Below are 11,830 nucleotides of genomic sequence, written 5' to 3'. Positions count from 1 at the left end.
AAGCGTCTCTACACGCTTCCTTCGGACTCTAAGGCGACCTCCTCGCGATTCGTCAGTTAGCTAAACGATCTAATTCTTGCGTTGCACGTACTCTGAAAAAATCCGCCGTCATCGACAATGGCAGCGGCGTGACCGGCTCGCACACGCTTACTGCTTAATCATCGTCTGCGCGGCCAGCTCGTCGATCAGCGCCGTTATCACGTGCTGCGGCGCCCGCGCTCCAAGTCGCTGACACACCACTTTCTTCGCGGCATCGAAGGTCGGCACGACCATCGGGCACTTCTCGTCGAACTTCACGATCGCAAACGCATCGCCTCTCCGGATCGGGCTCGCTGCAACGAGCTTCAAATGCTGCATTGCTGCTAGTTGCGATACGCATGCTCCATGCGAGCATCGATTGCCCGCGCCGCAGCCGAATCGCTGCCACGGCGCGCCCTCACCACGCCCACCGCACACCCGCATTCCCCGTGATCGTGCGCTGGTGCTCGCCGCCCAGGTTCGTCAGATAGCTGACCGTCGCATACACGCTGCCGCGCTTCGTCAGTTGCGCGACCAGCCCCGCACCGACCTGACCGGCCGTCTGCCCGACCTGCGTTCCGATCGTCGTCGAACCGCCGAATGTCGTCTTGTCGTCGCTGCCGAACGAACGCAGCACGTTCACGCGCAGGTATGGCTTCCAGCTCACGCCGTTCGAATCGAACGCGTATTGCAGGCGAGCGCCGATCCGGCCGAGGAATGTGTTGCCGTTGTTCCACGTGACATCCGACACGCCGTCGTTGAATTTGTCCAGCGACAGGTACTGCCACACCAGTTGCGCCTGCGGCTCCAGCGTCAGCCCGTAACCGAGCGCGATCGGGAAACCCGCTTCGACCGAACCCGTGAACGCGTTGCCGTTCGTCGAGCCGCTCACGTTGTCGTTCGAATGCGTGCGCACCGTGAGTGCACTGCCCATCACGACCGCATCCGTATACCAGCCGCCCGGGCCGATATGCGTCCAGTAACCGCCGAGGTTGTACGCATTGACCTGCAGCGAGCCGACGCCCATGTCCTGCTGTGCGAGAGCAAAACCGTTCACGTCACCGACCGCGCGCGAGAAGCCGAGGAAGAAGCCGTAGTGATTGCGATGGCCACCGGCAGTCGTATCGGCGTAGAGATCCTGGCCGACCTGCATCCCCCACACCGTGCCGTCGAACGACGGCGTCACGTCGCCCTTCTGCTTGATGTCGCTCTTGCCGCCCCACATGCGTGCCCATGACGCGGGCACCGAACCGTTCTCGGCCAGCAAGCCCTGTTCGCCCTGCCGGTCATGGAACGTGTCGATCTGCAGCAGGCCGAGCTGGCGCGCGACGGCCGGCGCTTCCGCGTACAGCGGCACTTCGGGACGGTAGATCGGTTCCGGGTTACCGCCGGTGCCTGCATTGTCGACAGCTTCAACGATCGATCCCGGCGTGCCTTCGGCCGGCGTGACCGGCGGTTCGGTCGGCGGCGTCGGCTGGCCGGGCTCGACCACCGGCGGCTGCGGTTTGGGCGGTACCGTGTTGCGCAGGTACCAGTTGTCGCCGGTGCCGTTCGCCGTGCCGCCCTTCGCGAGGAAATACGAATACGCGCCCGCGCTCACCGTGCCGCCCGACAGCGAGAACGCGCCCGCGCCAGACGTCCCGCCATTGTTCAGCTGCACGACCTGGATGCCGTCGCCCGTTGTCTGCGCGCCGGGGCCGCCCACGTTCGTCACCTTCAGCATCGACGAGCCGCTGACACCGCCTGTGCCGACAATCAGCCGATCCGATGCAGCGCCATCCCCGGCCAGATAAGTATTCAGCGCAACCGTCCCGTTCTGCCCGATGTAGCCGCCACCGACGATCGTCAGCGTGTTGCCAACGCCGGCGCCACCCAGTTGCAAGAGCCCCGCGTTCGTCAGCAGCCCCTTGATCTCCAGGTTGCCGTTGCGGCCGCTCGCGAGGCCGGTCAATGCGTTCGCGACGGCAACCGTGCCATAGTTCACTACGTCGCCCGCCACACTGCCGTAACCGCCGAATGTTGCACCGGGCTCGATCCTCGCCCCGCCGCCACCAGTCATCGTGGCAGGTCCACCCAGTCCATCGCCAAGCACCAGCGTTCCCGCCTTGATTTGGGTGAAACCTGTGACATTGCTGGGGCCGTTCAGCGTCAACGTGCCGCTGCCCAGCTTCGTCAGGGAGCCATTACCTGTGAAGTTCTGCGTCAGTGTCGTGTTGAAGCCCTGCGTATCGATCGTGCCGGTGCCCCCGGGCGTGATCGACACCATACGGCTCGACGACAGGTTGAACGAGCTACCAAGCTGCAATGTGCCGCCGTTGAACGTCAAGCCTCCCGACGCCGCACCGAGCGCGTTGTCCGCCGCGACCGACAGCGTGCCCTGCATAATCGTCGTGCCGCCCGAGTACGTGTTGCCGCCGGCAGAAGAAGGCGTGACCGTCAGCGTCCCCGCACCGGTTTTCTCCACCGCGCCCGAGCCGCCGATCGTACCCGTGTACGTGCCGGGGCTGTCCTGCTGGAAGCGCACGAGCCCGTTGTCGGTGACGGACAGCGGCAGGTTCGACGCATTCGCCTGCAGCGTCGCGCCCGCGTTGACGGCCGCGACGACCGACGCCGTCGTCGTGCCGAGCGTGCCGGTCAGGTTCAGCGTGCCGCTCTGCACCAGCGCGGTCGAGAACGTGCCGGTGCCGGCCCACGTCCAGTCGGTGCCGGCCATCGTCAGGCTCTGGAAGTTCGTGAACGCGTTCGACGCGGTGCCCGTGCCCTGCAGCGTCACCGTGTTGGCGCCGGCGCCGCCGTTCGCCGTGCCGACGATCTGCGAGCCCGTCTGCAGGATCAGCGTCACGTTGCCGTTGCCGCCCTGGATCGCGGTACCGCCGCCGCCCTGGATCAGCCCCGCGTTGGTAATGGCGGTCGCGCCGTTGGTCGACCGCACGCCGATCCCGTTGTTGCTGATGATCCTGCCGCCGGCCTGGTTCGTGATCGTCGCCGTGAACGCACTGCCGAGCGTGTTCGATACGACGGCGTCGACGCTGCCGCCGCTCGTCGCGGTACCGGTCGTCTGGATCGTGCCGCTGTTGACCAGCGTGTCGTTGTTGCCCTGCATGTAGACGGCCGGCGCATCGCGGCCGTTCGACGTCAGCGTGCCGCTGTTGGTGATCGTGCCGTTGCCGCCGAGCAGCGACGCCGCACGCGCGTTGTTGCCGGACGTCGTCACGGTGCCCGTATTGACGATCTGGTTGCCCGCCGCGCCCGGATTGCTCTGCCCCCACGCGGCCGTCATCCCGTACGCGTTGTTGCCGGTGGTCGTGATCGTGCCGTTGTTGACGAGCGTGTTGTTGTTGCCGTTCGCGGCCATCCCGTCGTTGTACTGACCGGTCGTCGCGATCACGCCGGCCGCGCCGTTGGTGAGCGTATTGCCGTTGTTCACGCCGAGCAGCACCGCGCCGCGGTTCGCGACGCCCGTGCCGTTGCCGGACATCGACAGGTTGCCGTTGTTGGTGACCGTGCTCGACGTGTCGACGGAGAACGGTGTCGGCACGGACGACAGCACGTAGCTGCCCGTCACCGTCGAATCGAGGTTGATCGTCACGTTGGTGCTGCCGGCCGTGGCCACGACCGACGGCGCGTTCGCGCCGGTACACGTGACGGTCGTGCCGCTGCCCGGCGCGGTGGCCGAGCATGTCGCATACGTACCGACCGGCATTGCGCCGGTCAGGATCGCCACTCCACCCAAACCCAGATTCCGCGCCTTTCTTTTCATTTTTCCGCTCGCATTTATTGGTGACGTTATTGCTGCAAATCGGTGCGTGAAACGGGTTATATCACCTGCCTCGAAATAATCGCAAGATGCGATTGCGTGATATCGGCAATCACGCGGCGATTCATTTCGGATTGGGAAACAAGCGAAACGGGCTGGGCTGCTGCTTTGCAGCAACCCTTTGCGCGACGGCGCGGCGGCCGCGCGGCGGGGAAACCGGTTGAATTTGCCGGTTTGGACGAAAACGCTGAAAGTGCGGATGACGGATTTCGGGCGATTCGGAAATACTGACGCAATGCCGCCATTCGTTGGCCATGCATTGGCGATATGCCGCTCGACGATGCTGCTCTGCACGATGCGGACGACCCGCATCCGGTACACCCGCTCGCCGATTCGATTGTCGAACCGGCCGATACGTATTCCAGCTTGCCGGACGACTGTCGCCGGAGCCGTCATTCGACAGGCTCCGGCGACAGTCAGACACTGGGCCGCTTATCCGCGTCGGCGCTCGCCTCGTGCCATGCTCGAGAAAACGCCGTCCCGGTAGATCCACGCATGAACCAGGGCAGCCGACAGATGGCCCACGACGACGACGAACAGCAGTCGCGCCAACAGGCCATGCGCATCGCGCAGCCATGCGAAGAGGGTCGGACTGGCCGGCACGATCGCCGGCAGGTTGACGCCCTTGAACAGGACGATCGGGAAACCGCCCGCCGACAGCAGCGCCCACCCGATCAGTGGAAGCGCCAGCATCAGCGCATACAACATCCAGTGCGATGCCTTCGCGGCCAGCCTCTGCCAATGCGGGAGATTCTCGGGCAGTGCGGGCGGCCGGCTGTGCAACCGGTTCGCGACGCGCAGCAGCGCGAGCACGAGGATTGCGATACCCAGCGGCCGATGCAGGTCGATCAGCCAGATTCGATGATGCAACGACGTCATCATGCCCGCACCGATGAACAGCATGGCCAGGATCATCGCGGCCATCAACCAGTGCAGACCTCTCGCCAGCGCATTGAAATGGCGCGGCGCGCCGCCGCTCGCGCGCTTTTGCGTACTCATTTGACCTCCTGCTTGCCGACCGCCTCGGTCGCGTTGCCGTAGCCGATTTCCCGCTCGCGGCGATTGAACGAATGCGCGTATGCGCCCGAACGCGCATTCAGGATCGGATCGTTCGACACCTCGACGCCCGCAGGCACGATCGAAGGATCGAAGTTGATGTCCCGGCAGGCGCCCTCCGCCTGCTCGACGACGCCCGTCATTTCCAGCGTGCCGGCGACGATCTGCTTGCGATCGGCCGGCCACGGCTGCGATGCGTCGTCCACGGCATCGCCGGGCTGCGCGAGCTGCAGTACGTAGTCCCAATAGAGCGGCTTCTGCGCGAGCCGCGCGCGCACGCCTTCGAACAGGAAGTCGTGGTCGGCCTTCCGCCGTTGAACATCGCTCAAGGGCACGAACGGATCATGCGGGCGCATCATCCAGCGCACCGCTTGCCGGTGCCCGTCGGCGGCCACGAGATAAAAGGCGTTGACGCTATGGAACGTCGCGCCGGCGAAGCTGCCCGGCGCCGGTTCCCGTGCCGCCCATTTCATGAACTTCCCTGCCTCCGGGTACGCCTTCAGAAAAGCGGCTACCCGCTCCGGGTCGGGTTGGCCGGTGGCCGGATCGGGAGCCGTTGCCCGCTGCATCGCCAGAAAACCTTCCGGTTCGTGTGTCGCGAAGTACGGCTGGTTGTTCATGGCCATCCGCCATTGCTGCTTGTCGTCGGTCGTCAGCAGCAGGGCCATGCTCAGCGTCGTCGTGGAACTGTCCGCCGCATGCGGACTGCCGGTCCCGATCGAGAGCCGCCCGACGACGGGAATATCCGCCTGCGTGAAGACGCGCGCAGTCGACAACGGCACCGCCGCGCCGTCGGGACGAAAGGTGCCGGCGAAACAGATGCCCTTGCCGTGCGCGCGGCGAAAGCCCGGCGGAAACGGCTGCGGCGTCTCGGACACCAGCGATGCGCTCGTCGTGCGCGATCCGATCCAGCCCGCCGCCCACGCGAGCGCGGACGTCAGTGCGCCGGCCACGACCGCGATCGCCGCCAGTGCGCTCCAGGTGCGTTTCGATGTGAGGTCAAGTTTTGACATAGATGGTTTTTCATCCCGTTGTGTCGTCGCGCATTCCGCGCCGCGGCCGTCGACACATGAAGCGTCGACACGCCTGCGGACACCATCCGGCGCGCGCGATCGAGCCGATTGACGCGCGAACGCGACAGCGACGATCACCAGCGGAAATCGCCATGCGCGTTGCATACGAAAATCTTAGCGACGGGACGAAGACGGGTACATCGGACTGGGCTGAAAGCACCGGACGGACGTAGGCCCCGTCCTGCCGTACGAGCGCCGGCGACGCGCACATTCGGTGGCGACGGAGCACCGGTTGGCCCACGCAACGATGCCGGTCATTGCGACCGGCATCGACGGACTTCGGAGGCTGGCGGTCAACCCGCCCGCGGCGCATCGACCTTCGACATTGCCACCGGCTGCGCCAGCGCCGCCAACGCCAGTTGCGTGCGCGCATCGCGCGCCACGCGGCGGAACGCCACGCGTTGCTCCCCCTTGAGCTTCGCCGCTTTGGCCGCCTGCACCAGCGCGATCGGATCGACAAGGCGGGCATGCCTGCGCACCTCGAAGTGCAGATGCGGGCCGGTGGCCGTCCCCGTGCTGCCGACCGCACCGACGCGCTGGCCGCGCACGACCCGCATGCCGGTTCGCAACGCCGGGTCGAACGCCGACAGGTGCGCGTAGTACGACGCATAACCGCCGTCATGACGGATCACCACGTACTTGCCGTAACCGCGCGGCTCGGTGCCGATGAACGTCACGACGCCGCGCTCCGACGCATGCACCGCGCGCCCGGCCGGCGCCGCGAGATCGACGCCGGAATGCACGTGACGCGCGCCGCTCACCGGATGCACGCGCGCACCGAAATGCGAGCTGATTCGCGTCGCGGCGACCGGCATGGCAAACCGCGAACCAGCGAGCGGCATGCCGTCGAGGTCGTAATACGCGCCGGGCGCGCGCGCATCGGGCACGAACCATACGGCCGCGACCCGCTGCCCGCGAAAGCGGATATCGAGCGCCGTCACGCGTGCACGGCCCGGCTGCTTCGCCCTGCCGTCGGATTCGAATGCGACGCGGAAGGTGTCGCCGGCCGCACCACGCTGCGTCGGATCGACGCGTCCGGCCAGCAAGCGGGTGATCTGCGCGGCGACGCCGGCCGGCAGTTCGGCGCGCGCCAGCGACGCCCGCAAGGTGCCGGTGATCGCGCCGGCACGGGTGCCGCGGCTGGGCGGCGCGAGCGTGAACGCCTCGGCCGATGCGAGATCGACGGCGGGACGCCCGGGCACCGATGGCGGATCCAGCGCGGGCAACGGCGACGCAAGGCCGTAATCGAACCGCGCTGCATAACTGCGTTCGACCGCGCCGCGTGCCGCCTCGCACAGCACGCGGTAAGCCACGCATGCACCGAAGCGGGCAACGGGGCCGTCGCGCTCGGCGGCCGGCGGCCCGTGCAACGCGTACGATGCGTACGCGACGTCGAGCGGCACGACCGACGCGCGCAAACCGCCCCACGTCGTTCGGGCGGAACTGAAAAAAGGCACGCCGGCAAGGTCGCTGGATTCCGCGGTCGCCGGTGCGAAGGCGGCATCGTGCACCGCTTGCGCCGCCGACCCGTGCGCGCCGGCCACGCAGGCCGCCGCGGCGACACCGCGCATCAGCGCGCGGAGCGTCGGAAAACATCGGAGGCCGCGCTCGGCGGGTCGACCTTGTTCGCGTGCGAGACGGGAACGCAGGTCTAACCGCATGACGTCGTCACTCGCTATCAATGAAAAATCGGGAAAAAACACGGAAAAACCGGGCATCACGAACCATGATCGGCGCGGCCCGGCAACTTGAAACCGAGTGTATCGGCGTACCCACTTCGGCTAAATAGGACCAATCTTATTTTTGGAAAATGCCGTTTAGTACACGAACGAAATTGCGTTTCCACCGTCCGACCCCGTGCAATCGCGCGAACCGCCGTGCGCCGGGTAGAGTCGAAGGCTGCCTGCGCACGATATACCGCGCCCCTGTCTTCAACCCGGAATCCCGTCATGTTTCTCGATCAATTTCATCCGGAACGCTGGACGTTCCTGTGGAACGCGTTGTCCACGCTCTCCCTCCGGCTCTGCGCCGGCCTGGCGCTGCTCGTCGCCGGCTGGTGGCTGTCCAAACGCATCGGCCGCTGGCTGAACCGGCTGCTCGCGAACAAGGAACGCGTCGACGACACGCTGCGGCCGATCCTCTGCGACGTCGCCGTCTGGGGCATCCGCATCGTCGCGATCGTCGGCGCGCTGTCGCAGCTCGGCATCGAGACCGCGAGCCTCATCGCGGTACTCGGGGCCGCCGGCCTCGCGATCGGGCTCGCGCTGCAGGGCACGATGCAGAACATCGCGGCGGGCATCATGCTGTTGCTGCTGCGGCCGTTCAAGGTGGGCGACTACATCGACGGCGGCACCGGCGTCGCGGGCACCGTCGACGAGGTCGGGCTCTTCATGACGCGGTTGACGAAGCCGGACGGCATCTGCGAATACGTGCCGAACAGCGCGCTGTGGGGCAGCGCGATCCGCAACTACACGCGCAACCCGACGCGCCGCCTCGATCTCGAAGTGGACGTGTCGGTACACGACGATATCGATCGCGCGCTCGACGCGCTGCGCGCGCTGGCCGCGGCCGATCCCGACGCGCTGCAGGATCCCGCGCCCGACGTGATGGTGATGCGCTTCGACGACAGCACGGCCGTCGCGAACCTGCGCGTGTGGACCCATACCGACACGTTCTGGGCGATGCGCTGGCGCCTCGCACGCCAGGTGCGCAAGACGCTCGCCGACGCGGACTGCGCGCTGCCGATCCGCACGCGTGAACTGCACATCGTGCACGACGCCGAACGCCGCACGGACGGCGCACGCGCGCAGCGGGTGTAAGCGGCGGGGACATCGCTCCGGAGCGATGCGCCCGCTGGCCGCGCTCAAATCAGACTTGTCTGATTCACTGCGCGTGCGACGCTCGCCACAATGAGCGTGCCGGATGAAGCGGTCATCCCGTCCGGCACACGCCAGTATCCATCTCCGTTCTTCGCCGCTCTTGCCGAGCGGCGTTTTTTTGCCCGTCGATTCGACACACGGGCATTCAATCGGGAAACCCGCATGAAAGAACGCGCCACCGTGCTGTGCCGACGCGGCGACCGGATCCTGCTGGTCGCCCGGTTGAATGCCCGCTGGGTACTGCCCGGCGGCACGCCGCGGCCCGGCGAATCGTTGCGCGACGCCGCGCGCCGCGAACTGCTCGAGGAAACCGGGCTCGCGTGCGGCAATGCCCGCTATCTGTTCCGGATCGCAGGCGCGCACAAGGTGCACCACGTGTTTCTCGCCGAGATCGATCCGGATGCGATCGCGCGCCCGATGAGCGAGATCGCGCATTGCGCGTGGATCGACCGCGCGTCCGTCGGGTCGCTGCATTGCAGCCGGCCGACACCGCTCGTCGTCGAACTCGCGTTCGACTGGCTGCGGCAGCCGCGCCTCGTGCCCGTCGTGATCGACCACGACGTGTTCGCCGATATCGCGGCCTGAGGTCCGCGCGTGCGACGGGCGCGCGATACCGGCGCGCACCGCGTCACATCTTCACGATGTCGAGCAGCGCCTTCTTGCCGCCCCTGTACGTGAACACCGAGATCGCGCCGTGCTTCAGGTCGCCCTGCGGCGTGAAGCTCGTCTCGCCGATCACGCCGCGATAGTCGGTGGCCGGCATCGCGGCCAGCACCTTCGCCGGGTTCGTCGAATTCGCGCGCTTCATCGCGTCGACGATGATGTACACCGCGTCGTACGAGAACGGCGCATACACCTGCATCGGCTGGTGATAGCGCGCTTCGTAGCGTTTCGCGAATGCCGCGCCGCCCGGCATCTTCTCGAGCGCGATGCCGGCTTCGGAGCACACGACGTTGTCCGACGCCGGGCCCGCGAGCTTCGGCAGGTCGGTCGAGCACACGCCGTCGCCGGCGAGGAGCTTCGCGCGCAGGCCGAGCTGGCGTGCCTGCTTCGCGAGCGGGCCGCCCGTCGCATCCATTCCGCCGTACATGATCGCGTCCGGGTTCTCGCCCTTGATCTTCGTGAGGATCGCGCGGAAATCGATCGCCTTGTCGTTGGTCGCGTCGCGCGACACGACCTTCATCCCGGCCGATTGCGCGGCCTTCTCGAACTCGGTCGCGAGGCCCTGCCCGTACGCGGTCGCATCGTCGACCACGGCGACCGTCTTGATGCCCAGGTGCTTCGCCGCGTACATCGCGAGCGCCGGCCCCTGCTGCGCGTCGGTCGCGACGACGCGATAGGTCGTCTTGAACCCCTGCTGCGTGTACGTCGGATTGGTCGCGGCCTGCGAGATCTGCACGATGCCGCCGTCGCGATACACGCGCGACGCCGGGATCGACGTGCCCGAGTTGTGATGGCCGACGACGCCGACGACCCTGTCGTCGACGAGCCGCTGCGCGACCTGCGTCGCGGTGCGCGGATCGCCCGCGTCGTCCTGCGCGTCGAGTTGCAGCGTGACTTTCCGGCCGCCGATCGTCAGGCCCTTCGCGTTGATTTCCTCGACCGCGAGCCGCGCGCCGTTCTCGCTGTCCTTGCCGAGATGCGCGATCGCGCCGGTCAGCGGCGCGACGTGCCCGATGCGCACGATGTCGTCCGCATGCGCGGGCCATGCAGCCAGCGCGCACGTCAGTGCGGCCGCGGTGGCGAGTGCCGTCTTGTGATGCCGGTTCATGCCTGTCTCCTCCTTAATCACGCTTCGTTCGTGTCCGGATCCGTCGTTCGTCGAAGGCCGCGCATGCGCTCACGCGCGCCCTTCGAATCCCAGCAGGACGTTCACCGCGTTGATGCCGATCTCGTCGACCATGTAGCCGCCTTCCATCACGAACAGCGTCGGCAGGTTCAGGCGCGCGAGCGCCTCGCCGATCCGCAGGAAGTCGGGCGAGCGCAGCTTGAAATGGCTGATCGGGTCGTGCTCGAACGTGTCGACGCCGAGCGACACGACGAGCAGGTCGGGCGCGTGCCGCGCGATCGCCGCCGCGGCGTGGCCAAGCGCCGCCGAGTAGGTGTCCCACTGCGTGCCCTTCGGCAGTGGCAGGTTCAGGTTGAAGCCTGCTCCCGCCCCCTCGCCGCGCTCGTCCGGATAGCCGGAGAAGTACGGGTACGACACCGACGGCTCGCCGTGCAGCGACGCGAACAGCACGTCCGGCCGCGTGTAGAAGATGTCCTGCGTGCCGTTGCCGTGGTGGAAATCGACGTCGAGCACCGCGACGCGCGCGGCACCGCTCGCGATGCCGTGCTGTGCCGCGATCGCCGCGTTGTTCAGGTAGCAGTAGCCGCCCATGTACTCGCGGCCCGCGTGATGGCCGGGCGGGCGGCACAGCGCGAACGCCGCGCGCGCGCCGCCGCCCGACAGCAGGTCGGCACCGGTGAGCGCCGAGTTCGCGCTCGCGCTCACCGCGTCCCACGTGCCCGCGTTGATCGGCGCGCCGGCATCCATCGCGAAGAAGCCGAGCTTGCCGTCGATGAAATCGGGCAGCGCGGCCGACGCCGGCATCGCGCGCACCGGCCACACGAGCGGCAGCGCCTGGCAGGTGCGGCCGGTCGCCGTCCATTCGTCCCACGCGCCGGCGAGGAAATCGACGTAGCGCGCGCTGTGCGCGCCGGCGTAGCTTGCGCGGTCGAACGCACGCGGCGCGATCACGTCGCCGAGGCCCTCCGTGCGGACCTGCGCGAGCACCGTTTCGGCGCGAAGCGGGTTTTCGAACGACTCGGTTATCGCGCCGTCCTTCAGTTCGACGCCGCGATGCAGGTGGTGATCGCTGCTGTAGACCGTGAGCATGATTGACCGTTGCCGTGATGACCAGGGGAATGGGGTGGTAACAGTCTATTGACGCCGGCCGGCAATAACTTTGCTTTTCGCTTCTTCGTTTCGTACAATTTTGAGAAAT

General features: G+C 67.0%; 10 protein-coding genes. 2 read left to right on the top strand and 8 right to left on the bottom strand.

Translation table 11 applies throughout. From position 1 onward, the window contains the following. Positions 1-147: 147 nt before the first annotated feature. From AC0KUR_RS13860 to AC0KUR_RS13835, 6 genes are all read right to left on the bottom strand, one after another. A complete protein-coding gene (locus AC0KUR_RS13860; protein ID WP_473376031.1) occupies positions 148-297 on the bottom strand; it encodes a hypothetical protein in 150 nt (49 codons plus the stop codon). 139 nt (positions 298-436) lie between these two features. Continuing rightward, positions 437-3,778: an autotransporter family protein gene (locus AC0KUR_RS13855; RefSeq protein ID WP_473376030.1), complete on the bottom strand. Its 3,342-nt coding sequence runs from the start codon at positions 3,776-3,778 to the stop codon at positions 437-439. 121 nt (positions 3,779-3,899) lie between these two features. After that, complete coding sequence (locus tag AC0KUR_RS13850; protein ID WP_154233779.1) at positions 3,900-4,091, bottom strand: hypothetical protein; 192 nt, start codon at positions 4,089-4,091, stop codon at positions 3,900-3,902. Positions 4,092-4,267: 176 nt separating this feature from the next. After that, positions 4,268-4,834 (bottom strand): cytochrome b, encoded by a 567-nt coding sequence (locus AC0KUR_RS13845; RefSeq protein ID WP_059556338.1) that lies wholly within the window; start codon positions 4,832-4,834, stop codon positions 4,268-4,270. Further along, on the bottom strand, positions 4,831-5,904 hold the full coding sequence (locus AC0KUR_RS13840) for a catalase family peroxidase (RefSeq protein ID WP_473376029.1): 1,074 nt from the start codon (positions 5,902-5,904) through the stop codon (positions 4,831-4,833). Before AC0KUR_RS13840 ends, AC0KUR_RS13845 begins: the two co-directional genes overlap by 4 nt. 353 nt (positions 5,905-6,257) lie before the next feature. Continuing rightward, entirely contained in the window at positions 6,258-7,625 is a 1,368-nt protein-coding gene (locus tag AC0KUR_RS13835) for a M23 family metallopeptidase (protein ID WP_473376028.1), read from the bottom strand. Positions 7,626-7,913: 288 nt separating this feature from the next. Here AC0KUR_RS13835 and AC0KUR_RS13830 point away from each other — a divergent pair, with 288 nt between their 5' ends. Both AC0KUR_RS13830 and AC0KUR_RS13825 read left to right on the top strand, forming a co-directional pair. Then, the gene (locus AC0KUR_RS13830) at positions 7,914-8,783 is read left to right on the top strand and encodes a mechanosensitive ion channel family protein (RefSeq protein ID WP_034189655.1); all 870 of its coding nucleotides are present in this window, start codon (positions 7,914-7,916) and stop codon (positions 8,781-8,783) included. Positions 8,784-9,005: 222 nt separating this feature from the next. Continuing rightward, positions 9,006-9,428, top strand: a complete 423-nt coding sequence (locus AC0KUR_RS13825) for an NUDIX hydrolase (RefSeq protein WP_473376027.1) — start codon at positions 9,006-9,008, stop codon at positions 9,426-9,428. A 43-nt stretch (positions 9,429-9,471) separates the two neighbouring features. Here AC0KUR_RS13825 and AC0KUR_RS13820 read toward each other — a convergent pair whose 3' ends face one another. Further along, positions 9,472-10,614, bottom strand: a complete 1,143-nt coding sequence (locus tag AC0KUR_RS13820) for a branched-chain amino acid ABC transporter substrate-binding protein (protein ID WP_034189657.1) — start codon at positions 10,612-10,614, stop codon at positions 9,472-9,474. Positions 10,615-10,683: 69 nt separating this feature from the next. Further along, complete coding sequence (locus AC0KUR_RS13815) at positions 10,684-11,721, bottom strand: histone deacetylase family protein (protein WP_473376026.1); 1,038 nt, start codon at positions 11,719-11,721, stop codon at positions 10,684-10,686. Positions 11,722-11,830: the final 109 nt, after the last annotated feature.

The sequence above is a fragment of the Burkholderia sp. YHN3-13 genome, assembly GCF_055810675.1.
This window is presented reverse-complemented; position numbering and strand designations above follow the sequence as displayed.

Excerpts from the sequence above, each read along its gene's own strand:
- AC0KUR_RS13855 (WP_473376030.1), bottom strand. The coding sequence starts at position 3,778 with ATGAAAAGAAAGGCGCGGAATCTGGGTTTGGGTGGAGTGGCGATCCTG.
- AC0KUR_RS13850 (WP_154233779.1), bottom strand. The coding sequence starts at position 4,091 with ATGGCCAACGAATGGCGGCATTGCGTCAGTATTTCCGAATCGCCCGAA.
- AC0KUR_RS13845 (WP_059556338.1), bottom strand. The coding sequence starts at position 4,834 with ATGAGTACGCAAAAGCGCGCGAGCGGCGGCGCGCCGCGCCATTTCAAT.
- AC0KUR_RS13840 (WP_473376029.1), bottom strand. The coding sequence starts at position 5,904 with ATGTCAAAACTTGACCTCACATCGAAACGCACCTGGAGCGCACTGGCG.
- AC0KUR_RS13835 (WP_473376028.1), bottom strand. The coding sequence starts at position 7,625 with ATGCGGTTAGACCTGCGTTCCCGTCTCGCACGCGAACAAGGTCGACCC.
- AC0KUR_RS13830 (WP_034189655.1), top strand. The coding sequence starts at position 7,914 with ATGTTTCTCGATCAATTTCATCCGGAACGCTGGACGTTCCTGTGGAAC.
- AC0KUR_RS13825 (WP_473376027.1), top strand. The coding sequence starts at position 9,006 with ATGAAAGAACGCGCCACCGTGCTGTGCCGACGCGGCGACCGGATCCTG.
- AC0KUR_RS13820 (WP_034189657.1), bottom strand. The coding sequence starts at position 10,614 with ATGAACCGGCATCACAAGACGGCACTCGCCACCGCGGCCGCACTGACG.
- AC0KUR_RS13815 (WP_473376026.1), bottom strand. The coding sequence starts at position 11,721 with ATGCTCACGGTCTACAGCAGCGATCACCACCTGCATCGCGGCGTCGAA.